Source organism: Azospirillum sp. TSO22-1, assembly GCF_003116015.1.
Lineage (GTDB): Bacteria > Pseudomonadota > Alphaproteobacteria > Azospirillales > Azospirillaceae > Azospirillum.
The window spans coordinates 1-25,960 of the sequence record NZ_LGQZ01000161.1; the positions used below are offsets into that span (position 1 = coordinate 1).

Sequence of the window (25,960 nt, forward strand, 5' to 3'; positions counted from 1 at the left end):
GGGTAAGCTCCGCCGCCGGCTCGAGACGGAAAACGGGAGGAAACCAAACCATGAGCGCCGCCATCACCGCCGAAACCGCCGATGCGCCGCTGCTCCTGCGCCACGACCACGGCGGCGTGGCGACGCTGACGCTGAACCGCCCGGCCGCGCGCAACGCGCTGTCGGTCGGCCTGATGACCGAGCTGCAGGCGGCGCTGGACGCCATCGACGCCGATCCGTCGGTCAAGGTTGTGGTGCTGGCCGGCGCCGGCCCGGCCTTCTGCGCCGGCCACGACCTCAAGGAGATGCGCGCCGACCCGCGGCGCGAGGCGTATGAGGCGCTGTTCGCCCAGTGCGCCCGGCTGATGATGACCATCACGCGGATCCGCCAGCCGGTGATCGCCCGCGTGCACGGCATCGCCACCGCGGCCGGCTGCCAGCTGGTCGCTACCTGCGACCTCGCCTACGCCGCGGATACCGCGCGTTTCGCCACGCCGGGGGTGAACATCGGGCTGTTCTGCTCGACCCCGATGGTGGCGCTGACCCGTGCGGTCGGCCGCAAGGCGGCCATGGAGATGCTGCTGCTCGGCGAGCTGATCGCGGCGGAGGAGGCGGAGCGCATCGGCCTCGTGAACAAGATCGTCCCGGCCGAGCACCTGGACGCCGCCATCCAGACGGTGTCCGCGAAGATCGCGTCGAAGTCGCCGCTGACGCTGTCCATCGGCAAGGAGGCGTTCCACCGCCAGCTCGAGCTGCCGACCGAGCAGGCCTACGCCTACGCGGCCGAGGTGATGACCCGCAACATGCTGGCGCAGGACGCCGCCGAGGGCATCGACGCCTTCCTGGGCAAGCGCGACCCGGTGTGGTGCGGCCGATGAGCGAGGTCATGGGCCACCACGACTCGTACACCGACGACTTCCTGCGCGGCGTGCTGCAAAGCGTGCGTTCGGTGGCCGTCGTCGGCTTCTCGGCCAGCCCGGTGAAGGCCAGCTACTTCGTCGCCAAGTACCTGCGCGACAAGGGCTACACGGTGTACCCGGTCAACCCCGGCATCGCCGGGCAGGAGGTGCTGGGCCTGACCGTCCACGCCAGCCTGAAAGACCTGCCGCAGCCGCCCGATCTGGTGGACGTGTTCCGCAACGCCCAGGCCGCGGCCGGCATCACCGACGAGGCGATCGCGGTGGGTGCCAAGGTGGTGTGGATGCAGCTCGGCGTGCGCAACGACGAGGCGGCGGCGCGGGCCGAGGCGGCCGGGCTGACGGTGGTCATGAACCGCTGCCCGAAGATCGAATACCAGCGCCTGTTCGGTGAAATCGGCCGGATCGGCGTCAACTCCGACGTTCTCGTGACCAAAAAGCAGAAGCTCACCAGGACATTCAAGAAACTCATCTAGGGGAAGCACAGGACATGAGCGAGCAGAAGACCTTCGGCTTCGAGACCCGCGCCATCCACGCGGGCGCCGCGCCCGACCCGGCGACCGGAGCCCGGCAGACGCCGATCTACCAGACCACCGCCTTCGTCTTCGACGACATCGACGATGCGGCGTCGCTGTTCAACCTGCAGAAGCTCGGTTTCATCTACTCGCGCCTGACCAACCCCACCGTCGCGGTGCTGGAGGAGCGGCTGGCCAACCTGGAGGGCGGCGTCGGCGCCACCTGCACCTCGTCCGGCCACTCGGCGCAGATGATGGCGCTGTTCCCGCTGCTGTCGCCGGGCGACGAGTTCATCGCCTCCACCAAGCTGTACGGCGGCTCGCTCAACCAGTTCGCCAACAGCTTCCCGCGCGCCTTCGGCTGGAAGGCCGTCTTCATCGACACCGACGACCACGAGGCGGTGCGCGCGGCGATCACGCCGAAGACCAAGGCGATCTTCGTCGAGAGCCTCGCCAACCCCGGCGGCGTGGTGACCGACCTGGAGGCGCTGGCGAAGATCGCCGACGCCGCGCAGATCCCGCTGGTGGTCGACAACACGCTGGCCACCCCGTACCTGTGCCGCCCGATCGAGTTTGGTGCCACGCTGGTCATCCACTCCACCACCAAGTTCCTGTCGGGCAACGGCACCTCGCTGGGCGGCGTCATCGTCGACAGCGGCAAGTTCGACTGGAGCAAGGCCGGCAAGTACCCGGCGCTGACCGAGCCGGAGCCCGGCTACCACGGCCTGAAGTTCCACGAGACCTTCGGCCACCTCGCCTACACCATCCACGGCCACGCGGTCGGCCTGCGCGACCTCGGGCCGGCGCAGGCGCCGATGAACGCCTTCCTGACGCTGAACGGCATCGAGACGCTGGCGCTGCGCATGGAGCGGCACGCCGCCAACGCGCTGAAGGTGGCGCAGTTCCTGGAGACGCACCCGGCGGTCGCCTGGGTCAGCTACGCCGGCCTGGAGTCGTCCCAGTACCACCAGCTGGCGAAGAAGTACCTGCCGCGCGGCGCCGGCTCGGTCTTCACCTTCGGCGTCAAGGGCGGCTACGCGGCCGGCGTCAAGGTGGTGGAGAGCGTGCAGCTGTTCAGCCACGTCGCCAACCTGGGCGACAGCCGCTCGCTGATCATCCACCCGGCCTCGACCACGCACCGCCAGCTCTCCGAGGAGGGCCTCGCGGCGGCTGGCGCCGGCCAGGACGTGGTGCGCCTGTCCATCGGCATCGAGAGCGCCGACGACATCATCGCCGACCTCGATCAGGCGCTGAAGGCGGCGGTGGCGTAAAACACGCCCTCTCCCAGCCCTGCTGGGAGAGGGAGGGACCCAAGCGAAGCTTGGGAGGGTGAGGGCAAGGTCTTCCCGAAAGGCCGTTGCCCCCACCCAACCTCCCCCAGCGGGGCTGGAGGAGGGGCTGGCTTTCTACCCCACCACCAGATTGCTGGTCGCGTCCGCCGCGTCGGCAACCATCAGGTCCGGCGGGTTCATGCGCTCGGCGCAGGTCATCGGCGTCGGCGGCACCGGCGCCGTCAGGTCGCCGTAGCCGCCCGGCCGCACCACGCCCTCGATCACCCCGTCGGCCCGCATGGACGGCGGCGTCAGGCCGTCCTGGGTGAGCATCTTCGCCAGGATCACCCGGTTGCCCGGCCGGCGGTAGTAGGCCCAGTGCGCGCCGCGCTCGTCCGGCGTGTCGGACAGGGTGGCGCCGTAGCGCGTCTGGAACCACGCGTTGAAGCCGACGCTCTGCTGCGCCGGGGTGCGGTCGCACTGCAGGTCGATCCAGTGGGCGGTCGGCTCCATGCCGTCGCGACCGATCACCCGCGCCTCCTGGGTGGCGACCTGCCGGTACGGGTGGCAGCCGGTGACGCCGCCCCACCTCAGCACCGGGTCGGATTGCGAGGCGAAGCTGAACACGTCGACCGTCGCGCCCGCCAGCGCGTCGCGCGCATCGACGCTGAACTGCGCGCCGCCGACCAGGATGGCGCGGCGCACCGCGGCGGCGTAGCCGTTGGCGGCGAGCAGATGGATTGCCTCGGTCGCCGTACGGGTGCCCAGGCTGTGGGCGAAGAGGTCCACCGGCACGCCCCGATCGGCCAGCGTGCGGATGATCGCCGCCAGCGCCCTGGCGGCCAACGGTGCCAAATCGAACACCGGGTACTGGTAGAGGTTGCTCCAGCACGCCGAGCCGTACTCCGCCATGCTGCCGATGGAGGTCCAGCAGAAGGCGACGGCGACGTCCGCCAGTTGGTTGCCCGCCTCGTCGGTCTCGCCGACGATGGGCAGCCAGCTCTCGCGCCCGCTCACCTTCGGGTTGGCGTAGACGCCGTTGTACGGATCGTCGTCGTTGCTCGGATCGACGCCGGCGCTCGGGTCGAAATCGAAGCCGTGCACCATCACCACGGCGCGGCCCTTGCCGCGCTTGTCCAGCCATGCGGACACACAGTGGGTCAGCGCATCGGTCGGCTCCGGCAGGCCGGTGGCCGGCTTGGGCAGCGGCAGCAGCGCGTTGCCGTCGTAGTCGCGCAGTTCGTCGACCGCGGCCCGGTAGGCCGGCGAGTCCGGCGCCCCCACGTGCTGTGCAATCCAGCGAAACCCGAGCATGCGCGCTCCTCCCGCATGTGTTGTCAAGGAGCGCACTCTTTCACGATAATCGCGCAGACGAAAGGGGTGCCCAGACTGCCGTCACATACCCGGATCGGGTTGTTCACTCCGCCGGGACTGGCACCGGTGCCGCGACGGGCTCGTCCTTGCGGTCCGCCGGCAGCAGCAGCGCCGCCAGGAAGGCCAGCAGCGCCAACGCGGTCAGCGTCAGGTACAGCGCCTGGAACTCGCCGAAGCGCTCGTAGAACCCCGCCACCATCTGCACCGCCACCGGGCCGGCGCCGAAGGACAGGATGAACTTGGCGCCGAAGGCGAGGCCGCGGTGCTTGTCCGGCGTGTAGCGGGCGAGCAGCAGGTTCTCCGCCGGGATCTGCACCTGCGAGGCCATCACCACCGCCCCCGCCGCGACCACCAGCGGCAGCCCGCCGAGCACCGCCATGCAGGCCATCATCGGCACCTGGAGGATCAGGCAGATGGCGTAGATGCGCTTCAGCGGGTACTTGTCGGCGAGATGCCCGCCGATCAGCTGCGGCACCGCCGCCAGCAGATAGACCAGGGTGACCAGCCCGCCGACGCCCAGCGTGCTGCCGCCCAGCATCGCGCCCAGCCGCGTCTCGAACAGTTTGGGCAGCACCACCTGCATGCCGTTGAACATCAGCCCGGCGCAGATCATGGTGACCGACAGCACGAGGAAGGCGCGCATCGCGTCGCCGCGCGACGGCTTGGCCTGCGGCTTCAGGTCGCCCCGGCGGTCCTGGACCAGGCCGAACCCGATCAGCGCCGCCAGCGCCACGCCGAACAGCACGCACACCACGCCGGGGATCAGGAAGGCCGAGCGCCAGCCCCACAGCTCGGTCAGGCCGCCCGCCACCACCGCGGCGACGGCGATGCCGATGGTGCCGAACAGGCCGAGGTAGCCCAGCGCCTTGCCGCGGTTGACGGCGTTCTTGACCATCCACGCCATGCCCACGGGATGATAGATGGAGGCGCCGAGGCCGAGCACCGCCAGCGCCGCCGTCATCTGTGCCGGCGTCTCGGCCAGCCCGGTGGCGACGGACCCGCCGCCGGTGATCAGGAAGAAGACGGCCATCATCCGCGACTCGCTCCAGCGGTCGCCCAGCCAGCCGGCCAGCGGCGCGCCCAGCCCGATCAGCAGAGCGCCCAGCGTCCACAGCCGGATCAGGTCGTCGTAGGGCAGGCTCCACTCCCGCTCCAGCGCCAGCACCACGGTGAGGTACAGCGCGGCCACGATGTGCATCATCGTGTGGCCGATCCAGGAGAAGCCGACGGACAGGCGGGCGGACAGGTCGGTCATCAACATCTCCGGGGGCGGATGAATCCGGACAAAAAGTCGCACGCGCCTCCGGCACCGGCAACCGCGCCGGCCGCATGGCGGTCATGCAACCCGGAGGTCAACCGGTCTCGGTCTCCAGCCAGCCGAGGTAGTCCGGGTTGCCGCGCCCCAGGCGCAGTTCCACCACGCAGGGCACCTCGTAGCTGTGCAGCTCCTTCACCCGCGCGCTCAGCGCCTCGAACAGGTCGGCGCGCGTCTTGGCGATCAGCACCGTCTCCTCGGCGGTCTCGACGGCACCCTGCCAGCGGTAGATCGAGATCATGCCGGGCAGGATGTTGACGCAGGCGGCCAGCCGCTCCTCCACCAGGGCGCGGCCGATGCGCCGGGCCTCGTCGGGCGAGCTTGCGGTGACGTAGGCGAACACGAGGTCCATGGATCCGCTCACGGTTCCGGATTAGAATGTCCCGACTTTGCCACAGCCCCTCCCGAGACCGCCATGCCCGCGCCGCGCTCCTCCGGCTCCCGCCGCACGCCCAGCGACCAGCAGGCGGCGTGGCTGCGCCGCGGCATGGAACAGCCGGGCGGCAAGCTGCCGCTGTTCACCAAGCACGGCCAGCGGGTGAATGCGCGCACCATCCGCGCCTGCATCGACGCCGGCTGGGCCGAGCGCTGGTTCGACAACCCGCTGAAGCCCGACTGGCTGGTCTGCCGCCTGACCGACTCCGGCCGCGCCGCGATCATGGCGCGCTCGACGGTGATCCAGGTGGATTTCGGCCAAGGCTCCCTGTTCCCTCCCCCGCTCCCGGCGGGGGAGGGTTAGGGTGGGGGCAGCGGCCTGCCGGGAAAGACGTAGCCCCCACCCCGCCCCTCCCCCGCCGGGAGCGGGGAAGGGAGTAGTCACTCCGCCGCCTGCATCTGCCGCTCCAGGGCGGCGCCCAGCTCGCGCGGGGTGACCGGCTTGTGCACCACGGTGAAGTGGTGGAGCGCCGCGTCGTGCTGGCATTCCGGACCGGTCTCACCGGTCAGGATGACGCCGGGGATGTCGGCGCCGCGCAAGTCGCGCACCCGCAGGATCGCCTCGGTCCCCACCCGCCCCTCGCGCAGGCGGTAGTCGGCCACCACGATGTCCGGCCGGCGCCCGTCGGCCTCCAGGCGCTCGACCGCCTGGTCGGCGGAGCCGGCGATCAGCACGTCGTAGCCCCATTCGGTCAGGATCGCCTGCAACCCCATCAGCACGATGGCGTCGTCGTCCACCAGCACGGCGAAGCGCCCCTCCCCGCTCGCCGGCGGCTCGGCCGGCGTGGCGGCGGCTGGCCGGGTGGTGGTGGCACCGAGCGGCACGCGGATGCGGAACGCCGACCCGCGCCCGACCTCCGAGCGCACCTCGACCGGATGCCCGAGCAACGCCGACAGGCGCCGCACGATGGCGAGACCGAGGCCGAGGCCCTGCGTCCGATCGCGCTCCGGGTTGCCGACCTGGTGGAACTCTTCCCAGATCCGCCCCAGCTGGTCGGGCGGGATGCCGATGCCGCTGTCGCGCACGGTGAGGGTCAGCGCCTCGGTCTCGACCCGGCACTCCAGCGCCACCGCGCCGTCCGCCGTATAGCGCACCGCGTTCTCGACGAGGTTGCGCAGCATGCGCGACAGCAGCGTGCGGTCGCTGCGCACCACCGCCATGCACGGCGCCACCCGCCACAGCAGGCCCTTGGCCGCGGCGACCGGCGCTGTGGCGGCGGCGATCTCGTCCAGCACGTCGGAGATCGGGAAGTCCTCGATCTCCGGCACCACCAGCCCGGCGTCCAGGCGCGACACGTCGAGCAGGCTGTCGAGCAGCCCCTTCAGCGCGTCCAGCCCGCGTTCCAGGTTGCGCAGCGCCTCCGTCCCCTTCGGGGTGACCTGCGCGCCCAGCGCGGCGGTGAAGAAGAACAGCGACTGCAGGGGCTGACGCAGGTCGTGGCTGGCCGCCGCCAGGAACTTGGTCTTGGCGAGGTCGGCGCGCTCCGCCTCCTCCTTGGCGCGGTGCAGCGCCGCCTCGGCGGCCTTGCGCTCGCCGATGTCCTCGACGACGGAGATCCGGTAGGCCTCCTCGGTTCCGGTGATGCGGGCCAGCGAGGAGGTGACGCGCACCCACACCGGGCTGCCGTCCTTGCGCAGGTAGCGCTTCTCCACGGCGTAGCTCGGGATGTCGCCGACCAGCAGGTGGTCGAGCAGCGGCTCCTCGGCAGCGCGGTCGTCAGGGTGCGTCAGGTCGCGGAACGAGCGGCCGGCGATCTCCTCCGGCGCGCAGCCGAGTATGGCGCCGAGCTTCTCGTTGGCTTCCAGGATGCGACCGTCCAGCGCGACGCGCTCAAGGCCGACGGCGGCCTGGGCGAAGACCGAGCGGGCGCGCTCGTCGCTGCGCCGCCGCGCCGCCTCGGCCTCGCGCAGCTCGGTGACCTCCATGGCGACGACGCCCACCGCGGTGAGGGCCCCCTCCTCCCGGACCGGGTAGACGTTGGCCAGCCAGTGCCGGCGTCCGCCATCCGGTTCGTCGCCCACATCGACGATCTCGTGGGCCTGCACCGCCTCGCCGCTGGCGAACACCCGCTCGATGACGGGCGCGAGCGCCTGCGCGTTGTCGGGCAGCACCGCCTCGACGGGCTGGCCGAACAGCGCCCCGGCGTCGCGGCCGGTACGGCGCGCCAGTTCCGGGTTGACGCCGATGCAGCGGCGCGCGCCGTCGAAGAAGGCGAAGCCGACCGGCGCGTGCGCCAGCAGCGCGTCGTGCCGGGCCAGCAGCTCGCTTTTCTCGCGGGTCGCGTCCCGCAGCGCGGCGTCGGCCCGCTTGCGCGCGGTGATGTCCTGGAAGAACACCGCCAGCCCGTCCCGCGACGGGAAGGCGCGCACCGAAAACCACGCCTCCAGCGGCGGATAGAAGCCTTCGAACTCGACCGGCACCTGCTCGGCCATGGCGCGCTCGTATTCGCGGCAGAAGACGCTGCCGACCGCCTCGGGAAAGGAGTCCCACAGCCGCTGGCCGAGTAGGTCCCGGCCCCCGGCGATCAGCGCGCGGGCGCGGTCGTTGATGAAGGTGATGCGCCAGCCGCGATCCACCTCGAAGACGCCGTCGGTGGTGCTGGCCAACACCGCGGCCATCTTGTGGGCGAGCGCGTTGGCCTGCTCGCGCACGGCGGCCTGGTGCTGGAGGTCCTCGGCCATGGCGTCGAAGGCGCGGGCGAGCTGCCCGATCTCCGACCCGCCGTCGATGCCGGTGCGCGCCGACAGGTCACCGACCCGCCAGCGCCGCGCGGCGTCGGCCAGCGCGCCGAGCGGCCGGTACACGAAACGGTCCGCACCCCACCACGCCGCCGCCAGCGTCAGCAGCGCCACGGCGCCGATCACCGCCAGCGTGCGGTGCATGGCGGCGCGCATCGGCGCCGTGGCCGCCTGCTTGTCGACGCCCACGGCGATGAACAGCCCGTCGATGCCCGCCGCCGCCGGCCGGAACGCGACGACGCGCGCCACGCCGTCCGGACCGGTCAGCTCCACGGTGCCGGGCGCCTCGGCGCGCAGCAGCGCCCGGAACGGCTCCGGCAGCGGCGCGCCGACCGCGCCGCCGATCTCCGGCACGCGAGCCAGCAGGCTGCCATTGCGGTCGGCGACCAGCAGCATCGCCCCGTCCGGCAGCGGCTTGCCGGCGACGTAGGACTTCAGCCAACCGAGGTCGAGCAGCGCGGTCACCACCCCGTCCCGCCCCTCGGCGTCGCGGAAGGGCAGCGCGAAGGGCAGCGCCGGCAAGCCGGTGGTGCGCTGGCGCAAGTGCTCGCCGACGACGAAACCCTGGCGCTCCAGCGCCATGCGGACATGCGGGCGGTCGGCGATGGAGAAGCCGACCGCCGCGTCGGTGGCGCAGCGGATCACGCCGGTCGGCCCGGTGACGTGCACCGTCAGATGCGCGGGGTAGTCGCCGCCCAGCCGGTCCAGCAGGTCCTGGCAGCGCTCGTCGCCGCCGCCGCGCACCGCGGCGGTGCGGCCGAGCGTCAGCAGCACCTGCCGCACGCCCTCGGCGATCCGGCCCTGCTCCGCCTCGATGAGGCCGGCCAGCCGCTCGGCGGTCTGGCGCACCTCCGCCTCGCGGGCGGTGCGCAGTTCGAACGCGTTGCCGATCTCGATCACCGCCGCCGGCACCAGGACCAGGACGACCAGCAGCATCAGGCGCTTCAGTAGACTCATCGGACTGGGAATGCCGGAGAATGGAAAACGGCGGCTCAGCGCCGCTGGTTGCGCCAGATGCCGGAGCGCAGCGCCCCGGCGGCGACCCGGCGGTCGGCGATCTCGGCATCGTCCACCTCGGCGATGCCGGCCAGCTTCAGCGCGTGCAGCAGGATGCTGCGCACCGTGGTGCCTTCCTCCTCGGCGCGGCGGCGCACGGCGCGCTTGACGCTCTGCGGCACCATGGCGGCGAGTTGCACGTCAGGCTCTCGGGCGCGCTCGCGGTTCGCCGGGGCGGCGGGGGCCGGCAGTTCGGCGGCATCGGACAGGACCACGGTCAGTCGGTTCTTGGACATTTGGGACGGGCGCTCTCAGGTTCGGACTTTCGAACCCTCACACGTTTTGGTTAATGGTACATTAACCATGAGCATGGCCGTGGGCGGGCGCCGCCGCGATTGCGCCGGGGTGGAGTGGCCACATATACAGTTTGCACACGTCAGAGGGCGAGGCGCCGGATGAGCAGCGGGCACATGTTTCACACGTTCGACCAGGAACTGGCCGAACTGCGCAAGACCATCGAAACCATGGGCCGGCTGGTCGAGAGCCAGTTCGCCGGCGCGATGACGGCGATCACCACGGGCGACGCGGAGCTGGCGGCGACAGTGATCGCCGGCGACCCGGAGGTCGACCGCCTGGAACTCCAGGTGGAGAGCATGGCCGTGCGCCTGCTGGCGCTGCGCCAGCCGATGGGCGGCGACCTGCGCGAAATCGTGGCGGCGTTCCGCATCTCCTCCGACCTCGAGCGGATGGGTGATTTCGCCCGCACCATCGCCAAGCGCGCGATGACGGTGAGCGCGCTTCCCGTGCCGCCCCCCGCGGTGCCGTCGCTGGGCTGGATGGGCGACAGCGTGCTCGGCATGATCCGCGACATGGTCACCGCGCACGCCACCCGCGACGTCGAGCTGGCGACCGCGGTGCGCAACCGCGACGGCGAGGTCGACCACGCCTACACCGCGCTGTTCCGCGAACTGCTGACCTACATGATGGAATCGCCACAGCAGATCACCGGCTGCACACACCTGCTGTTCGCCGCCAAGGCGATCGAGCGGGTCGGCGACCACGCCACCAACGTGGCGGAGAACACCTGCTTCCTGGTCAAGGGCAAGCTGCCCAGCGACGAACGCCCGAAGGACGACCACACCAGCGAGGTGACCTGACGGCGCGTCCGCGTCAGGCGCCCCAACTCACGTGAAGGCCCGCAGGTTGCCAAGGAACTGCTCCGCCGAACGGCGCCAGGAGAAGGTCAGCGCGTAATCCCGGCAACGCTCCGCCGGAATGGCCAGCGCCCCCTCGACCGCGCGCTTCAGATCCTCGTCCAGGCAGCCGGTGCCCGAGCCGTTCACCACGTCGAGCGGCCCCGGCACCGGGTAGGCCGCCACCGGCACGCCCGAGGCCAGCGCTTCCAGCAGCACCAGCCCGAAGGTGTCGGTGCGCGAGGGAAAGACGAAGACGTCCGCCGCCGCGTAGTGCTGCGCCAGCTCCTCGCCGTGTTTGGCGCCGGCCCAGACGACGCCCGGGTACTTCGCCTCCAGTTCCGCCCTGGCCGGCCCGTCGCCGACCACGACCTTGGAACCGGGCAGGTCGAGCTTCAGGAACTCCTCGAGATTCTTCTCCACCGCCACCCGGCCGACGTACAGCGCGATCGGACGCGGCAGGTCGAGGAAACCCTTGGCGCGCGGGCGGAACAGGTCGGTGTCGACGCCGCGGGTCCAGCGCCGGATGTTCCCGAAGCCGCGCGCCAGCAGGTCCTGCTCGATGGACGGCGTGGCCACCATCACCGCCGAGGACGGCTGGTGGAAGCGGCGCACCACGGCGTAGCTCAGCGCCAGCGGCACCGGCAGACGGTCGCGCACATACTCGGGGAAGCGCGTGTGGTAGGCGGTAGTGAACGGAACGCCGCGCTTCAGGCACCAGCGCCGCGCCGCGAAGCCCAGCGGCCCCTCGGTGGCGATGTGGATGCAGTCGGGCCGCAGCCCCTCGATCATCCGCGCCAGCTTGCGCCCGGCGCCGAGCGCCAGGCGGATTTCCGGGTAGGAGGGCATGGGGATGGTGCGGAAGCGGTCGGGGCCGATGACCTCGACGGTCTGGCCCATGGCCTCCAGCTCGGCGCGCACGGTGGTGATGGTGCGCACGACGCCGTTCACCTGCGGGTGCCAGGCGTCGGTGATGATCAGGATGTTCACGCCGCCGCCCGCTCCTGCGCCGGCGCGCTGTCCCGCCGCTGCATGATCTCCGCCCAGTGCAGGATTTCCAGGGCACCGCTGGCGTGCTCGACCAACGCGGTGCAGGACTCGACCCAATCGCCGTCGTTGCAATAGAGGATCCCTTCCATCTCGCGCATCTCGGCTTGGTGGATGTGGCCGCAGACGATGCCGTCCACGCCACGCCGCCGCGCCTCATCGACCAGGGTGGATTCGTACTCGCCGATGTACTCGACCGCCGACTTCGCTTTGTGCTTCAGGTAGGCGGACAGCGACCAGTAGCCGAAACCCAGCTTGCGCCGCACCCAGTTGAAGGCGGTGTTGACGTTGAGCAGCGCCACGTAGGCGTGATCGCCGATGATGGCGAGCCACTTGGCGTACTTCACCACCGCGTCGAACTGGTCGCCATGGGTGATCAGCAGGCGGCGGCCGTCGGCGGTGGTGTGCACCGCCTCCTCCATCACCTTGACGCCGCCGAAGGCGAAGCCCAGGAAGTCCCGCGCCCCTTCGTCGTGGTTGCCGGGGATGTAGAAGACCTTGGCGCCCTTGCGCGCCCGCCGCAGCACCTTCTGCACCACGTCGTTGTGCGCCTGCGGCCAGTACCAGCCCTTCTTCAGCCGCCAGCCATCGACGATGTCGCCGACCAGGTACAGGTAGTCCGACTCGTTGTGCTTGAGGAAATCCAGCAGGAACTCCGCCTTGCAGCCGCGGGTGCCCAGATGGACGTCGGAGATCCAGATGCTCCGGTACCGCTTCACCTCGGATGCCGTCTCCATGCGCGCGCTCCTCGCCGCCGGACCATGATGCAAAGATCACGCTCCGTATACCGGTAAAGTTATCCATTGACAATGCTTAGTGATACAGAGCCTATACACCGACATCATTTAGTATTGCCGTCACCTATGTGAAATATATTCGTAACAATGCGGCAATGATGAAGCTTCACTTGGAGCAGCCCGTGGATACGATAACCGCCCCCGCCGCCCTGGACTCCGCCGGCGCCGCTCCGCCGCCGCGCCGGCGCATCCTGGTGATCCACAACCCGGTGGCCGGGGCGCGGCGGGCCCGCCGGCTGCGCGCGACGGTGGAGGCGCTGACTCAGCGCTTCGGCAGCGAGGTGACGGTGGTCGCCACCACCGGCCGCGGCGACGCCGAGGCCATCGCCCGCGCGCAGGTGCCGGGATCCTGCGACGCGCTGGCGGTGGCCGGCGGCGATGGCACCATCAACGAGGCGATCAACGGACTGGCGGCGCGCGGCGCCGGATCCGCTGGCATCCCGCTGGGCATCGTGCCGCTGGGCACCGCCAACGTGCTGGCGCACGAGCTGGGCCTGCCGCTCGACCCCGAGGGCACGGCGGCGACGCTGGCGCTGGGCACGGTGCGGCCGGTGCACCTCGGCGTGGCGAACGGGCGCTGCTTCGCCATGATGGCCGGTGCCGGGCTGGACGCCCGCGTGGTCGAGCGCGTGTCGACCCGCCTCAAGCGCCTGATCGGCAAGGCGGCCTACGTCGCCGAGACGCTGGCCCGCCTCGCCGAGCCGGGCCGGCGCTACCGCGTGACCATCGACGGGCAGTGCTGGGAGGTGGCGTCGGTGATCGCCGCCAACGGCCACTTCTACGGCGGTCGCTTCGTCTGCGCCCCCGACGCCTGCCTGACCGACCCGCGGCTGCACGTCTGCCTGTTCCAGCAGCCCGGGCGGTGGAACGCCGTGCGCTACCTGTGGGGCGTCACCGCCGGACGGCTGCACCGGTTCGCCGACTACCGCGTCGTGCCGGCCGAGCGGCTGACCATCACCGGCCCGGACGGCGAGCCGGTGCAGGGCGACGGCGATGTGGTGGCCCGGCTGCCGGTGGAGATCGCGGTGTCGCCCTGGACGCTGCCGGTGATCGTGCCGCCGCAGACCGAAGCGCCGAATTGACGGCGGCACCGTGGGCGGTGCCATATGGGGCCATGCTGGACAGTTTCCTGCTCGCCTTCACCGCGCTGTTCTCGATCGTCAACCCGGTCGCCATGGCGCTGATCTTCAGCCAGGTGACCGCCGCCCGCACCCCGCGCGAGCGCGCGCAGCTGGCCCGGCTGGTCGCCGCCTATTCGGCGGCGGTCATGCTGACGGCGCTGTGGGCCGGCGCCTACGTGCTGAACTTCTTCGGGATCTCGCTCGCCGCGCTGCGCATCGCCGGCGGCTTCGTGGTGGCGGAGCGCGCCTGGGCCCTGCTCACCGCGCCCGAGGCGCATGAGGCCCGCAAGCAGGAGCAGGCCACCCAGGAACAGCCCACGCCGGCCGGCAGCGTCGAGGAGTCGGCGTTCTTCCCGCTCACCGTGCCGTTCACCACCGGGCCCGGCACCATCTCCGTCGCCATCGCGCTGGGCGCGACTCGGCCGGCAGACCCGGCGGTGCTGGGACGGTTCTTCGTCGGGATGTCGGCGGCGGCGATCGCCATCGCGCTGCTGATTTGGCTGTCCTACCGCTCGGCCGACCGGCTGGTGGCGCTGCTCGGCCAGACGCGGGCGCGCGTCCTCACCCGGCTGTTCGCCTTTCTGCTGTTCTGCGTGGGCGTGCAGATCCTGCTGACCGGCGTGCTCGACGCCGTCGCCCCGCTGCTGGAGCGCGCGCGGAACCCTTGACCGGGGGTCGGGTTTAAACCGTATGCTTGAACCCTTGGGGCCTCCCGATCCACCGGCGCGCCGCGGCCGGGTTGGCGACCCTGAGCGCATGCCAAGCCGAGGGACGTTCGCATGATGTCGCCGATGTCGGTCAACTGGACCACGCTCACCACGCTGCGCGCCACGCCGGGGCCGGACATCCTGATCCCCCCGGCCACGCTGCTGGCGATCACCCAGGCGACCAACCTGAAGCCCGCCGTGGTCCGCCCCGCCCTGGAGGAACTGGTCCGCGAGGGCTGCGTGCGCGAGTACCAGACCCGGTACGGCAAGTCCTACGCCCGCACCGAGCAGGGCGACCGGCGCATCCGCGAAGTCCGGGAGTGGCTGCGGTAGTCATCCGAAACGGAGACGGCGCCCCCGAGGGGGCGCCGTGCCGTGGCCGGTAGTTCGGGGTACTGGCCGTCGGACTGCCGTCAGACCGCCTTGGCGGCGTGCAACTCGGCGATCTGCTCCTTGCTGTAGCCGATCTGGGCCAGGACCTCGTCGGTGTGCTCGCCCAGCAGCGGCGAGCCGGTGACCTCGACCTTGAGGTCGGAGAACTTGACCGGGCTGCCGACCGTCAGGTAGGTGCCGCGCTGCTTGTGCTCCACCTCGACGATGGTGCCGCTCTTGCGCAGCGACGGGCACTCGGCGATTTCCTTCATGCTCAGCACCGGCGCGCAGGGGATGTCGAACTTGCGCAGGATATCGACCGCCTCGTACTTCGTCTTGTCCGAGAGCCAGGTCTCGATGATGGCGAAGATGTCGAAGATCTTGTCCTGGCGGGCGCGCGGGGTGTTGTAGGCCGGATCGTCGATCCACTCCTCCCGGCCCAGCGCCTTGCAGATCGGCGCCCAGGCGTGGCCCTGGATGGTGAAGTAGATGTAGGCGTTCGGGTCGGTCTCCCAGCCCTTGCACTTCAGGACCCAGCCCGGCTGGCCGCCACCACCGGCGTTGCCGCCGCGCGGAACGACGTCGGTGAACTCGCCGTGCGGGTACTGCGGGTACTCCTCGAGGTAGCCGACGCGGTCGAGGCGCAGCTGGTCGCGCAGCTTGACGCGGCAGAGGTTGATGACCGCGTCCTGCATGGACACGGCGACCTTCTGGCCCTTGCCGGTCTTGGTACGGTGCATCAGCGCGGTCAGGATGCCGATGGCCAGGTGCATGCCGGTGTTGCTGTCGCCCAGCGCCGCGGCGCTGACGGTCGGCGGGCCGTCCCAGAAGCCGGTGGTCGAGGCCGCGCCGCCGGCGCACTGCGCGACGTTCTCGTAGACCTTGAGGTCCTCGTAGTGGTGGCCGTCGCTGAAGCCCTTCACCGAGGCGACGATCATGCCCGGGTTCAGCTCGCGGATGTAGTCCCAGGTGAAGCCCATGCGGTCGAGCGCGCCGGGGCCGAAGTTCTCGACCAGGACGTCGGACTGCCGGATCAGCTTCTCCAGCACTTCCTTGCCCTGCTTGGTCTTGGTGTCGAGGGTGAGGGAGCGCTTGTTGCTGTTCAGCTGGGTGAAGTAGAGGGCGTCCGCATCCGGGATGTCGCGGAGCTGGCTGCGGGTGACGTCGCCGGCACCCGGACGCTCCACCTTGATGACGTCGGCGCCGTACCACGCCAGCAGCTGCGTGCAGGCGGGACCAGCCTGGACGTGCGTGAAGTCGATGATCTTGATCCCATCCAGCGGCTTGCTCATGTGTGTCTCACTCCCTAATGGATCTTCTCAGCGGTTCCCAGGTGGGGGTTCCCGAGGTGGAGCCAGAAAGCCGTCGCTTTTTGGCGATGCGGCGCCGGGGGCCGATGCCCGGCGCCGAAGGCGGTCGATTCAACCGGACGCCGACTCCAGCTCGGCGACGCGGCGGCGCAGGGCGCGCTCCTCGTGCCAGCGGGCGGTCTCGTCACGGACGACGGCGACGATTCCCGTCACCGTCCCGTCGGCCCCGCGCAGCAGGGCGACGGTGAACGCGATGGAGAGCGTGTGCCCGTCCTTGTGCAGCGCCGGGACCCGCAGCAGCTCGGTGCCGTAGCGGGTCTCCCCCGTGCGCATGGTCTTCTCGTACCCGTCCCAGTGACGCTGGCGCTGCCGCACCGGGATGATGAGGTCGAGCGACTGGCCGAGGGCCTCGTCCCGGCCGAAGCCGAACATCCGTTCGGCCGCCGGATTCCAGACCGTGATGGCTCCCTTGGCGTCCGACACGATGATCGCGTCGCCGATGGCCGTCACGAACTGGTCGATGTCGATACCCGCGGTCATGGCACTGCTCATCCCAAACGTCTCTGCCCCTTCGGCCGGTCGGAGCGCCGTAGCGCTCGGTCGCGGCCGTCATTGGCATCGTTGATACGGTATACCAGATGCCAAATCCCTGGCAAGCGTTTTTGATGGGGACGCGAACTAATCGCCGGCCGAGCATTCGCACCCCTGTTCCGGACACGCGAACGGCGCGGCCATAAGGCCGCGCCGTTCCCTGGTTCCATTGGCCTATCCGCCGACCGGCGATTCGCTGCTGATTTGCACTGCAACATGGTGTAGGGTGCGCTATTGTTCGCCAAACGAACGATGCGCGAAGCGTGCAGGGAAAGCGCCCACGATGCCCGACACCCTAGGACCGCCGGTCCCGTCCCCCGACGCCGAGGCCCGACGCCGGCCGCTGCCGCCCGGCGCCTTCCGGGTGCAGCGGCCGATCCGCTTCTCGCACACCGACCCGGCCGGGATCGTCTATTTCCCGGTGTATTTCGACATGTTCAACGGGGTGGTGGAGGACTGGTTCACGCATGGGCTGGGCATCAACTACGCCGACCTCATCCTGGAGCGGCGGATCGGGCTGCCGATCGTCCATGCGGAGTGCGACTTCCTGATCCCCAGCCGCATGGGGGAGACGCTGACGCTGGGCGTGCTGGTGGAGCGCATCGGCCGCAGTTCGATCGCCATCGGAATCACCGGCGAGATCGACGGCAGCGTGCGGCTGGCGGGGCGGCTGACGGTGGTGGCGACGGCGCTGGACGATTTCGCCTCCATCCCGATCCCGAGCGACCTGCGCTCGACCCTGGAGGCCTACCGGGCGGCCTGCGGCGCCCCCTGAGGCGCCTGAGCGGCGCCGCTCACTGCAGGCCGGCGCCGATGAAGGTGCCGGCGTGGGGCTCCGGCTCGACCGCGACGATGTGCAGCGTGTTCTCGGGGAAGGAGCAGGCCTGCGGCGGAGCCGCCTGGCTGCCCGGGTGGAAGGCGTAGGGGCGCGGCGGCGCCGACGGATCGACCTGCTGCTTGCTCCACGGCCCGGCGCCGAAGACGCGCGGAGTCGATTCCTCCGCCCACAGCCAGATGATCTGCGCGCCCGAGCGGGACTGCTCGACGAAGGTGTCCATCATGCGACGGCAGGTCTGCTGGTCCAGGCTGGCCACGGCGCGCTCGGTAACCACCTCTCCCTGGGGCGGCGGCGTCAGGATCAGCGCAGCGATCACGACGCTGCTGGCGACGAGGCCCCCCAAGCTCCACCCGACGACGCACTTCAGGCTATCAACGTCGTTCATATCCACCGACTCTTGCCACATGCCTTTCGAACCTATCGTTGTCCGTCAGCCAATAGCGTTTGAAACAACGGATTGCCAAACACCGGCGGCGGCGAGTCTGTTTCGCGCCACCCCGGAAGAGGCGGCGCATTGTAGCGGCTAAGCTTCGGAAACGACAGCGGGCGGCGCCGCATGACGCGGCGTCGCCCGGCGGGGCGGCTCAATGGGTCAGAGCGCGGTAGACGAGGTAGGCCGGGGTCGCCTGGAACCAGGCGATCAGGAACTCGCGCACCGCCTGGACGGCGTGCGGCGCGGTGTGCGCGGAACCGGCGTGGTGCGGGAAGGTCGAGGTCGTCATGGCTGATCTCCATCGTTTGGATAAGGAGATCCTACACTGGCATGCCACATACCCAGATGCGCAAATGCTGCAAAGCAGCAAGCTGGAAAGATTACGGCCATGCAAACAGTTAGGCTGCCGATCATTCCGTTGCGCGCACGTCCCGCAGCCGGATCGGCACCGCCCGCTCCATCACCAGCGCGGCGATGGCCTCGGCGTCGTCGAGGTCGAGGACCGGCACGGGGGACTCCGGCACCGGGCCGTCGCTGGCCACCGCGACGATGCTCGGGTCGTCCGCCGCGATCAGCGGCTTGCCGACCGCGCGGCGCCACACCTCCAGCTTCGGGTGGCGGTCGCGCTTGAAGCCCTCGACCAGCACCAGATCGACCGGGGAGAGCTTGGCCAGCAGGTCCTCCAGCGTCGGCTCCGGCTCGTCGCGCAGCTCGCGCACGAGAGCCCAGCGCGTCGGCGAGCTGACCAGCACCTCGGTGGCGCCGGCCATGCGGTGGGTGTGGCTGTCCTTGCCGGGGTGGTCGATGTCGAAGCCCTTGTGCGCGTGCTTCAGGGTCGAGACCTGCAGGCCGCGCCCGATCAACACCGGCAGCAGCCTGGCGAGCAGCGTCGTCTTGCCGCTGCCGCTCCAGCCGGTCAGGCCGAACAGCTGCATGCCGAGCACGTCGTCGCAGCGGGCCACGCGCGGGAAATGGCGGAAGCGCCGGCGGCTGCCCCCTTGTATGCCATCATGCAGCAAGGCCATGGGAACTCTCCTCCTCTCAGCCCAGCCGGACGAGGCCGGCGGCGACCTCGGTGGGGGTGTAGCCGACGCCCTCCGGGATGCGCAGCACCGGGCCGGCGGCGGTGTCGGCGAAGCGCGGCAGGATGGGGACCAGTGGCTGGTGTCGGGCGGCCGCCTCCAGCGCCTCGCGCGCCGTCCGGCACGCCGCCAGCCGCGTCAGGTTCATGCGGGTGGCGAACACCAGCGAGAGCCGGCCAGCCTCGGCCGCCTCCAGGATCGCCTGAGGCCCCGCCCACAGCCCCTCGACTGCCTCGCCGCCGTCCACCACCGCGTCCTGCCCGGCCGGCGCCGGAGCGAGGTAGAAGGTCGCGTCGAAGCGCCGCCACACCGTCTCCGGCGTGATCCAGCGGGCGAACGGCACCAGCGCCTCGGTGTCGGGGCGCACGCCCGCCGCCCGCAGGCGTTGGCCGAAGTCGAGCAGCGACGGCGCCCGCAGCGCCGCCAGCCGCGCGCCGTCCAGCGGTTCGCGCGCCAGCAGGATGCCGGACTCCTCGAACGCCTCGCGGATGGCGGCGAGACGGAGCGGCAGGTCGGCGGCCGGCGCCTCGGGCGGCGTCCAGCCGTGCAGCGCGCGGTCCTCCGGATCGACCCGGCCGCCGGGAAACACCGTGGCCCCGGCGGCGAAGCGCAGCCCGGCGTTGCGCCTGATCATGAACACCTCCAACCCCTCCGGCGCGTCGCGCAGCAGGATCACGCTGGCGGAGGGGATGGGATCGGGCGGGGCCATCGTGCGGTCTCTCAATTCGCTTCACGCCGATTGCCACACGCCGGCCGCGGCAGGGTCAACGCGCCCGCGCAGGCTTTCCCATCATATGGAAAAGCCGGGCGGTTTCGTTGACCCTTCCCTCCGCCCGGCCTCAGCATCGCCCCATCACCGCCAGTCGTCACACGAGTTGGGGAGGGCGCCATGCCGCGCAACCGCAGCACCAAGATCGTCGCCACGCTGGGTCCGGCCAGCTCGACCTACAGCCGGATCTTCGAACTGGCGGAAGCCGGGGTCGATGTCTTCCGCCTGAACGCCAGCCACGGCACCCAGGCCGAGCACGCCGAGCGCTACCGCCAGATCCGCGCCGTCGAGGAGACGGTCGGCCGGCCGATCGGCGTGCTGCTCGACCTTCAGGGGCCGAAGCTGCGCGTCGGCACCTTCGCGCAGGGGCCGGTGGCCCTGAAGAAGGGCGAGCGCTTCCGGCTCGACCTCGACACCACGCCGGGCGACGGCGCGCGGGTCTGCCTGCCGCACCCGGAGATCTTCCAGAGCCTGGAGCCCGGCCACGACCTGCTGCTGAACGACGGCCGCATCCGCCTGCGCGTGCTGAGCTGCGGGCCGGACCACGCGGACACCGAGGTGCTGGTCGGCGGCAACCTGTCCGACCGCAAGGGCATGAACGTGCCCGGCGCCACGCTGGCGCTCAGCGCCCTGTCCGAGAAGGACCGCAGCGACCTGCGCTTCGGCCTGTCGCTCGGGGTGGACTGGATCGGCCTCAGCTTCGTGCAGCGCCCGGAGGACATCCTGGAGGCGCGCGAGCTGATCGGCGACCGCGCCCACGTCATGACCAAGATCGAGAAGCCGGCCGCCCTGCCCCAGTTGCAGGAGATCATCCGGCTGTCCGACGCCGTGATGGTGGCGCGCGGCGATCTCGGCGTCGAGCTGCCGCCGGAGGACGTGCCCGGCCTGCAGAAGCGCATGATCCGCATGAGCCGCCAACTCGGCAAGCCGGTGATCGTCGCCACGCAGATGCTGGAATCGATGATCAGCGAGCCGAGCCCGACCCGCGCCGAGGCGTCCGACGTGGCGAACGCCGTGTACGACGGCGCCGACGCGGTGATGCTGTCGGCGGAGTCCGCCTCGGGCAACTTCCCGGTGGAGGCGGTGGCGATGATGGACCGCATCGTCCGCCGGGTCGAGCGCGACCCGCTCTACCGCCGCATCATGGACAGCGAGCACCCGAACCCGGAGGCGACCACCCCCGACGCGCTGTCGGCCGCCGCGCGCCAGATCGCCGAGACGATCTCCGCCGCCGGCATCGTGACCTTCACCGCGACCGGCTCGACGGCGCTGCGCGCCTCGCGCGAACGGCCGACGGTGACGATCCTCGGCCTGACCGTCCGCCGCGACACGGCGCGCCGGCTGGCGCTCGGCTGGGGCATCCATCCGGTGTGGACCAGCGCCGACATCGAGAACTTCTCGGAGATGGTCGAGCGCGCCAGCCTCGTCGCCTCGCAGGAGGGCATCGGTGCGCCGGGTCAGTCGCTGGTAGTGACCGCCGGCGTGCCCTTCGGGACGCCCGGGGCCACCAACGCGCTCCGCGTCATCAGCATCGCGCCGAGCGACGACACGCCGCCGCTGGAGGACGCTACCCGCAAGCCGGTGCTGGAGCCGGTGTGAGGAAACTTCAAAGCCCTCCCCCAGCCCCACTGGGGGAGGGTTGGGTGGGGGCAACGGCGGAGGTGGCAGGCGTTGATTCTCGATCACGCCGCTGCCTCCACCCGCCCAAGCTTCGCTTGGGTCCCTCCCTCCCCCTGCGGAGCAGGGGGAGGGGCTCAAGAAGCTAATTCAAAAAGTCGCAGTGCGTCTCGACGTGCCGGGCCAGGCCGATGGTGTGCTCGCGGATCAGCTTTTCGGCCTGACCGGCGTCGCGGCGTTCCAGCGCCTTGATGATTTCCTTATGGTCGTGGATCGACCGCTCGGCGCGGTCCTCCTGGCCGATGGTCAGCTTGCGGATCGCCCGCATGTGGATGAACAGGTTGTCGGTCATCTCCTGGATCAGCTTGGAGCCGCTGAGCCGGATGATGCTCTTGTGGAAGGCGATGTTGGCTTCCGAGTACTCGCCGACGTTCTCCTTCGGGCTGCGCTGCTCGAAGTTGCGGAACAGGTCCCACAGGGTGCGGATGTCCTCGTCCGAGGCGTTCTCGGCGACGAGGCGGCCGGCCATGCTCTCCAGCGCCGCCCAGACCTGGACCATCTCGATGATCTCGGCCTTGGTCTTGCGGATCACGAAGATGCCGCGGCGCGGCAGCAGGCGGATGAAGCCCTCCTGCTCCAGCAGGGTCAGCGCCTCGCGGATCGGCGTGCGGCTGACGCCCAGCAGGTCGCTGAGCTGCCGCTCGTCGAGGCGGATCTCCGACTCGTGGTCGTAGATGTCCATCTCGGAGATGGCCTGCTTCAGCGTGTGGTAGACCTGGGTGCGGAAGGTCGTCCCGGTGTCGAGCGGCTGTACGTTGAGCGCCGGAGGAGTCATCGTCGCTTGGTCCCCTGCTTATGGCCGCCCCGGCGAGGATCCACGGCAACGCCGCGGCTCCGAACGCGGGCCGATTCTTGTTTCCCGTATCTGCCATACCAGATGCACATTCGGCACGGAAATGTCCAGATCCGCCGCTCGGAAGACCCCTATCGGGCAACCGCGCGCAGCAGCTCCGGCAGCCCGCCCGGGTCGCGCATTGAGGCTCCCATGACCGCCACGCCGGCCGCCCCCGCCGCCATGCATGCCGAGGCCCCGGCCGCGTCGATTCCGCCCAGCGCCAGCACCGGCAGGCCCGCCGCGGCGACACAATGCCGCAAGCCGTCCACCCCCAGGATCGGCCCGTACCCCGGCTTGCTGGCCGAGGCGAACACCGGCGAGACGGTGGCGTAGTCGGCCCCCGCCGCGCGCCGCAGCCCGTCCACCCCGTGCGCCGACACGCCGACCAGCGCGTCGGGCCCGAGGATCCGCCGCGCCGCCGCCGGGTCGCCGCCGTCCGGCAGGTGGACTCCGCCGGCTCCCGCCGCCCGCGCCAGCCCAGCGTCGCCGTGCAGCGTCACCACCGCCCCCCACGGCCGCGCGCGCTCCACCAGCGTACGGGCGAGCGCCGCCTGCTCCGCGGCGGGCAGGTCCTTCTCGCGCAGCGACAGCCAGCGCAGGCCGCCGGCGAACAGCGCCTCGGCGAGGTCGGGAAGCGGCAGCGCCGCCTGCCGGCGATCGGTGATCGCCAGCAGCGGAGGGGTCGGCAAACGGCTCATGCGGCCACCATGGCAGGCCCGCCCGCCCGAGCCCACCCCCACTTTCGGTGCGCTTTCCACGACGCGGAAAGATTTCCGGGTTGGTTTGCCCAACGGACGTCTCCCGGCGAAAGCTGTCCTCAACGCGACGGCATTCCGTCGCCCATAGGAGGAGACGAGACATGGCAAGGATGCGGGCAATTGAGGCGGCGGTGCACGTCCTGGAGAAGGAAGGCGTGAGCGTCTGCTTCGGCGTCCCCGGAGCGGCCATCAACCCGTTCTACGCGGCGCTGCAGGCCAACGGCCGGATCGGCCACATCCTGGCGCGCCACGTCGAGGGCGCCTCCCACATGGCCGAGGGCTACACCCGCGCCAACGCCGGCAACATCGGCGTGTGCGTCGGCACCTCCGGCCCGGCCGGCACCGACATGATCACCGGCCTCTATTCGGCCTCGGCCGACTCCATCCCGATCCTGTGCATCACCGGCCAGGCGCCGCGCGCCCGCCTGCACAAGGAGGATTTCCAGGCCATCAACGTGCCCGACATCGCCAAGCCGGTGACCAAGTGGGCGCTGACGGTGCTGGAGCCCGGCCAGGTCCCCTACGCCTTCCAGCAGGCGTTCCACATCATGCGCTCCGGCCGTCCGGGCCCGGTGCTGATCGACCTGCCGATCGACGTGCAGATGGCGGAGATCGAGTTCGATCCCGACACCTACAGCCCCCTGCCGGTCTACAAGCCGGCCGCCACCCGCGCCCAGGTCGAGAAGGCGCTGGAGATGCTGAACGCGGCCGAGCGGCCGCTGATCGTGGCCGGCGGCGGCATCATCAACGCCGACGCCAGCGACCGCCTGGTGGAGTTCGCCGAGCTGGTCGGCGTGCCGGTCATCCCGACGCTGATGGGCTGGGGCACCATCCCCGACGACCACGCGCTGATGGCCGGCATGGTCGGGCTGCAGACCAGCCACCGCTACGGCAACGCGACGATGCTGGAGTCCGACTTCGTGCTCGGCATCGGCAACCGCTGGGCCAACCGGCACACCGGTTCGGTGGACGTCTACACCAAGGGCCGCAAGTTCGTGCACGTGGACATCGAGCCCACGCAGATCGGCCGCGTCTTCACGCCGGACTTCGGCATCGTGTCGGATGCCGGCGCCGCGCTCGACCTCTTCGTCGAGGTGGCGGAGGAGTGGAAGGCGGCCGGCAAGCTCAAGGACCGCTCGGCCTGGGTGAAGCAGTGCCAGACGCGCAAGCGCACGATGCTGCGCCGCTCCGACTTCGACAACAAGCCGATCAAGCCGCAGCGCGTCTACCAGGAGATGAACGCCGCCTTCGGCCGCGACACCTGCTACGTCAGCACCATCGGCCTGTCGCAGATCGCCGGCGCGCAGTTCCTGCACGTCTACAAGGCGCGCAACTGGATCAACTGCGGGCAGGCCGGCCCGCTGGGCTGGACGCTGCCGGCGGCGCTGGGTGTCCGCGTCGCCGATCCCAAGCGCAGGATCGTGGCGCTGTCCGGCGACTACGACTTCCAGTTCCTGATCGAGGAGCTGGCGGTGGGCGCGCAGTTCAAGCTGCCCTATATCCACGTGCTGGTGAACAACTCCTACCTCGGCCTGATCCGGCAGGCGCAGCGCGCCTTCCAGATGAACTTCCAGGTGCAGCTGAGCTTCGAGAACATCAACGCCCCGGAGGTCAACGGCTACGGCGTCGACCACATCGCGGTGGTCGAGGGCCTGGGCTGCAAGGCGATCCGCGTCACCGACCCGAACGACCTGTCCTCGGCCTTCGCCCAGGCGGCGAAGTGGATGGACGAGTTCCAGGTGCCGGTGGTCGTCGAGGTCATCCTGGAGCGCGTCACCAACATCGCCATGGGCACGGAAATCAACAACGTGACCGAGTTCGAGGAGGTCCTCGACCTCCCGGCCCAGGAACCGCAGCTGGTCAACGCATAAAAGGCAGGGAGATCGAAATGCCCAAGTTCGCAGCCAACCTGACCATGCTCTACAACGAGGTCGGCTTCCTCGACCGCTTCGCGGCGGCGGCGAAGGACGGCTTCAAGGGGGTGGAGTACCTGTTCCCCTACGCCTTCGAGAAGGAGGCCCTGGCCGAGCGGCTGGAGCGCTACCGGCTGGCGCAGGTCCTGCACAACCTGCCGGCCGGCGACTGGGAGGCCGGGGAGCGCGGCATCGCGATCCTCCCCGACCGCGTCGGCGAGTTCCAGGACGGCGTCGGCAAGGCCATCGAGTACGCCACGGCGCTCGGCTGCCCGCAGCTCAACTGCCTGGTCGGCAAGGCGCCGGCCGGCGTGTCGTCCGACGCGCTGGAGCGCACGCTGGTGGACAATCTCGCCTTCGCCGCCAAGGCGCTGAAGGCCGCCGACATCCGCCTGCTGGTCGAGCCGATCAACACCCGCGACATCCCGGGCTTCCACCTGAACACCACGGCGCAGGCCGAGCGGCTGCTGGACGCGGTGGGGTCGGACAACCTCTTCATCCAGTACGACGTCTACCACATGCAGATCATGGAGGGGGACCTCGTCCCCACCATCCAGCGCCTGCTGCCGAAGATCACGCACGTGCAGGTCGCCGACAACCCCGGCCGCAACGAGCCGGGCACCGGCGAGATCAACTACCCCTTCGTCTTCGCGACGCTCGACCGGCTCGGCTACCAGGGCTGGATCGGCTGCGAATACAAGCCCGCCCGCGGCACCAGCGAGGGCCTGGACTGGCTGCGCGCCTACCAGCCCCGCGAAACCGCCACCGCTTGACCTGAGGAGAGACCCATGAAGGTTGGATTCATTGGCCTTGGCATCATGGGCCGTCCCATGGCCGGGCACCTGATCGACGCCGGCCACACGCTGTTCGCCCACGACATCGCGCCGGTCGGCACCGAGCTGCTGGAGAAGGGCGCCACCGCCTGCCGCTCCGGCCGTGAGGTGGCGCAGCGGGCCGACGTCATCATCACCATGGT

The 25,960-nt window shown here is 70.5% G+C and carries 28 protein-coding genes; 13 read left to right on the top strand and 15 right to left on the bottom strand.

All coding sequences use genetic code 11. The annotated features are described in order from the left end of the window. Positions 1 to 50: 50 nt before the first annotated feature. Genes TSO221_RS31470 through TSO221_RS31480 form a run of 3 tightly spaced genes read left to right on the top strand, consistent with a single transcriptional unit; the run spans position 51 to position 2,682 of the window. Positions 51 to 857, top strand: coding sequence for an enoyl-CoA hydratase (locus tag TSO221_RS31470; RefSeq protein ID WP_109122437.1), 807 nt, complete (start codon positions 51 to 53; stop codon positions 855 to 857). Further along, entirely contained in the window at positions 854 to 1,372 is a 519-nt protein-coding gene (locus tag TSO221_RS31475; RefSeq protein ID WP_247878358.1) for a CoA-binding protein, read from the top strand. The genes TSO221_RS31470 and TSO221_RS31475 overlap by 4 nt, the downstream gene beginning before the upstream one ends. A 14-nt stretch (positions 1,373 to 1,386) precedes the next feature. Next, positions 1,387 to 2,682, top strand: a complete 1,296-nt coding sequence (locus TSO221_RS31480; protein WP_109122438.1) for an O-acetylhomoserine aminocarboxypropyltransferase — start codon at positions 1,387 to 1,389, stop codon at positions 2,680 to 2,682. Between the two features lie 135 nt (positions 2,683 to 2,817). Here the strand turns inward: TSO221_RS31480 and TSO221_RS31485 are convergent, their stop codons facing one another. From TSO221_RS31485 to cutA, 3 genes are all read right to left on the bottom strand, one after another. Beyond that, on the bottom strand, positions 2,818 to 3,996 hold the full coding sequence (locus tag TSO221_RS31485; protein ID WP_109122439.1) for an alpha/beta hydrolase: 1,179 nt from the start codon (positions 3,994 to 3,996) through the stop codon (positions 2,818 to 2,820). A gap of 103 nt (positions 3,997 to 4,099) precedes the next feature. Further along, complete coding sequence (locus TSO221_RS31490) at positions 4,100 to 5,311, bottom strand: MFS transporter (protein WP_109122440.1); 1,212 nt, start codon at positions 5,309 to 5,311, stop codon at positions 4,100 to 4,102. A 97-nt stretch (positions 5,312 to 5,408) separates the two neighbouring features. Further along, positions 5,409 to 5,723: a divalent-cation tolerance protein CutA gene (gene cutA, locus TSO221_RS31495; protein ID WP_109122441.1), complete on the bottom strand. Its 315-nt coding sequence runs from the start codon at positions 5,721 to 5,723 to the stop codon at positions 5,409 to 5,411. A 63-nt stretch (positions 5,724 to 5,786) separates the two neighbouring features. On the opposite strand from cutA, the gene TSO221_RS31500 reads away from it, so the two are divergent. Further along, positions 5,787 to 6,110, top strand: a complete 324-nt coding sequence (locus TSO221_RS31500) for a hypothetical protein (protein ID WP_247878359.1) — start codon at positions 5,787 to 5,789, stop codon at positions 6,108 to 6,110. Positions 6,111 to 6,187: 77 nt separating this feature from the next. On the opposite strand, the gene TSO221_RS31505 is transcribed toward TSO221_RS31500, so the two are convergent. Together TSO221_RS31505 and TSO221_RS31510 are read right to left on the bottom strand one after the other, a co-directional pair. Next, positions 6,188 to 9,502, bottom strand: coding sequence for a PAS domain-containing protein (locus TSO221_RS31505; protein WP_146208969.1), 3,315 nt, complete (start codon positions 9,500 to 9,502; stop codon positions 6,188 to 6,190). Positions 9,503 to 9,537: 35 nt separating this feature from the next. Beyond that, positions 9,538 to 9,837, bottom strand: a complete 300-nt coding sequence (locus TSO221_RS31510) for a hypothetical protein (RefSeq protein WP_109122443.1) — start codon at positions 9,835 to 9,837, stop codon at positions 9,538 to 9,540. 174 nt (positions 9,838 to 10,011) lie between these two features. On the opposite strand from TSO221_RS31510, the gene phoU reads away from it, so the two are divergent. Beyond that, a complete protein-coding gene (gene phoU / locus TSO221_RS31515; protein WP_247878360.1) occupies positions 10,012 to 10,698 on the top strand; it encodes a phosphate signaling complex protein PhoU in 687 nt (228 codons plus the stop codon). 27 nt (positions 10,699 to 10,725) lie between these two features. Here the strand turns inward: phoU and TSO221_RS31520 are convergent, their stop codons facing one another. Together TSO221_RS31520 and TSO221_RS31525 are read right to left on the bottom strand one after the other, a co-directional pair. Further along, entirely contained in the window at positions 10,726 to 11,724 is a 999-nt protein-coding gene (locus TSO221_RS31520; RefSeq protein WP_109122445.1) for a glycosyltransferase family 1 protein, read from the bottom strand. Continuing rightward, on the bottom strand, positions 11,721 to 12,518 hold the full coding sequence (locus TSO221_RS31525) for a UDP-2,3-diacylglucosamine diphosphatase (protein ID WP_109122446.1): 798 nt from the start codon (positions 12,516 to 12,518) through the stop codon (positions 11,721 to 11,723). Before TSO221_RS31525 ends, TSO221_RS31520 begins: the two co-directional genes overlap by 4 nt. 182 nt (positions 12,519 to 12,700) lie before the next feature. Between TSO221_RS31525 and TSO221_RS31530 the strand changes: the two genes are divergently transcribed. The 3 genes from TSO221_RS31530 to TSO221_RS31540 all read left to right on the top strand — a co-directional run bounded on the left by TSO221_RS31530 (position 12,701) and on the right by TSO221_RS31540 (position 14,739). Next, positions 12,701 to 13,660: a diacylglycerol kinase family protein gene (locus TSO221_RS31530; RefSeq protein WP_247878361.1), complete on the top strand. Its 960-nt coding sequence runs from the start codon at positions 12,701 to 12,703 to the stop codon at positions 13,658 to 13,660. Positions 13,661 to 13,692: 32 nt separating this feature from the next. Next, entirely contained in the window at positions 13,693 to 14,367 is a 675-nt protein-coding gene (locus TSO221_RS31535; RefSeq protein WP_109122447.1) for an NAAT family transporter, read from the top strand. A gap of 111 nt (positions 14,368 to 14,478) precedes the next feature. Continuing rightward, a complete protein-coding gene (locus TSO221_RS31540; RefSeq protein ID WP_109122448.1) occupies positions 14,479 to 14,739 on the top strand; it encodes a hypothetical protein in 261 nt (86 codons plus the stop codon). A gap of 80 nt (positions 14,740 to 14,819) precedes the next feature. Here the strand turns inward: TSO221_RS31540 and frc are convergent, their stop codons facing one another. Beyond that, positions 14,820 to 16,070 (bottom strand): formyl-CoA transferase, encoded by a 1,251-nt coding sequence (frc, locus tag TSO221_RS31545; protein WP_109122449.1) that lies wholly within the window; start codon positions 16,068 to 16,070, stop codon positions 14,820 to 14,822. Between the two features lie 129 nt (positions 16,071 to 16,199). After that, positions 16,200 to 16,628 (bottom strand): PAS domain S-box protein, encoded by a 429-nt coding sequence (locus TSO221_RS31550; RefSeq protein WP_109122450.1) that lies wholly within the window; start codon positions 16,626 to 16,628, stop codon positions 16,200 to 16,202. A 334-nt stretch (positions 16,629 to 16,962) separates the two neighbouring features. Here TSO221_RS31550 and TSO221_RS31555 point away from each other — a divergent pair, with 334 nt between their 5' ends. Continuing rightward, entirely contained in the window at positions 16,963 to 17,454 is a 492-nt protein-coding gene (locus tag TSO221_RS31555; RefSeq protein WP_109122451.1) for a thioesterase family protein, read from the top strand. A 19-nt stretch (positions 17,455 to 17,473) separates the two neighbouring features. On the opposite strand, the gene TSO221_RS31560 is transcribed toward TSO221_RS31555, so the two are convergent. From TSO221_RS31560 to TSO221_RS31570, 4 genes are all read right to left on the bottom strand, one after another. Further along, on the bottom strand, positions 17,474 to 17,902 hold the full coding sequence (locus TSO221_RS31560; RefSeq protein ID WP_109122452.1) for a hypothetical protein: 429 nt from the start codon (positions 17,900 to 17,902) through the stop codon (positions 17,474 to 17,476). 199 nt (positions 17,903 to 18,101) lie between these two features. Next, a complete protein-coding gene (locus TSO221_RS36160) occupies positions 18,102 to 18,239 on the bottom strand; it encodes a hypothetical protein (protein ID WP_199229715.1) in 138 nt (45 codons plus the stop codon). A 121-nt stretch (positions 18,240 to 18,360) separates the two neighbouring features. Beyond that, positions 18,361 to 18,885 carry a molybdopterin-guanine dinucleotide biosynthesis protein B gene (gene mobB / locus TSO221_RS31565; protein ID WP_109122461.1) on the bottom strand — a complete coding sequence of 175 codons (525 nt, stop codon included), beginning with the start codon at positions 18,883 to 18,885 and terminating at the stop codon, positions 18,361 to 18,363. A gap of 106 nt (positions 18,886 to 18,991) precedes the next feature. Next, positions 18,992 to 19,741, bottom strand: coding sequence for an NUDIX domain-containing protein (locus tag TSO221_RS31570; protein WP_109122453.1), 750 nt, complete (start codon positions 19,739 to 19,741; stop codon positions 18,992 to 18,994). Positions 19,742 to 19,921: 180 nt separating this feature from the next. Between TSO221_RS31570 and pyk the strand changes: the two genes are divergently transcribed. Next, on the top strand, positions 19,922 to 21,400 hold the full coding sequence (pyk, locus tag TSO221_RS31575; RefSeq protein WP_109122454.1) for a pyruvate kinase: 1,479 nt from the start codon (positions 19,922 to 19,924) through the stop codon (positions 21,398 to 21,400). Positions 21,401 to 21,563: 163 nt separating this feature from the next. Here the strand turns inward: pyk and TSO221_RS31580 are convergent, their stop codons facing one another. Both TSO221_RS31580 and TSO221_RS31585 read right to left on the bottom strand, forming a co-directional pair. Next, positions 21,564 to 22,253 (bottom strand): GntR family transcriptional regulator, encoded by a 690-nt coding sequence (locus TSO221_RS31580; protein WP_109122455.1) that lies wholly within the window; start codon positions 22,251 to 22,253, stop codon positions 21,564 to 21,566. Positions 22,254 to 22,402: 149 nt separating this feature from the next. Beyond that, complete coding sequence (locus TSO221_RS31585; protein ID WP_109122456.1) at positions 22,403 to 23,011, bottom strand: thiamine phosphate synthase; 609 nt, start codon at positions 23,009 to 23,011, stop codon at positions 22,403 to 22,405. 161 nt (positions 23,012 to 23,172) lie between these two features. Here TSO221_RS31585 and gcl point away from each other — a divergent pair, with 161 nt between their 5' ends. The 3 genes from gcl to TSO221_RS31600 all read left to right on the top strand — a co-directional run. Further along, on the top strand, positions 23,173 to 24,942 hold the full coding sequence (gcl, locus tag TSO221_RS31590; protein ID WP_109122457.1) for a glyoxylate carboligase: 1,770 nt from the start codon (positions 23,173 to 23,175) through the stop codon (positions 24,940 to 24,942). 17 nt (positions 24,943 to 24,959) lie between these two features. After that, on the top strand, positions 24,960 to 25,757 hold the full coding sequence (gene hyi, locus TSO221_RS31595; protein ID WP_109122458.1) for a hydroxypyruvate isomerase: 798 nt from the start codon (positions 24,960 to 24,962) through the stop codon (positions 25,755 to 25,757). A 15-nt stretch (positions 25,758 to 25,772) separates the two neighbouring features. Beyond that, a partial coding sequence (locus TSO221_RS31600; protein WP_158284267.1) for an NAD(P)-binding domain-containing protein occupies positions 25,773 to 25,960 on the top strand: 188 nt, incomplete at its 3' end.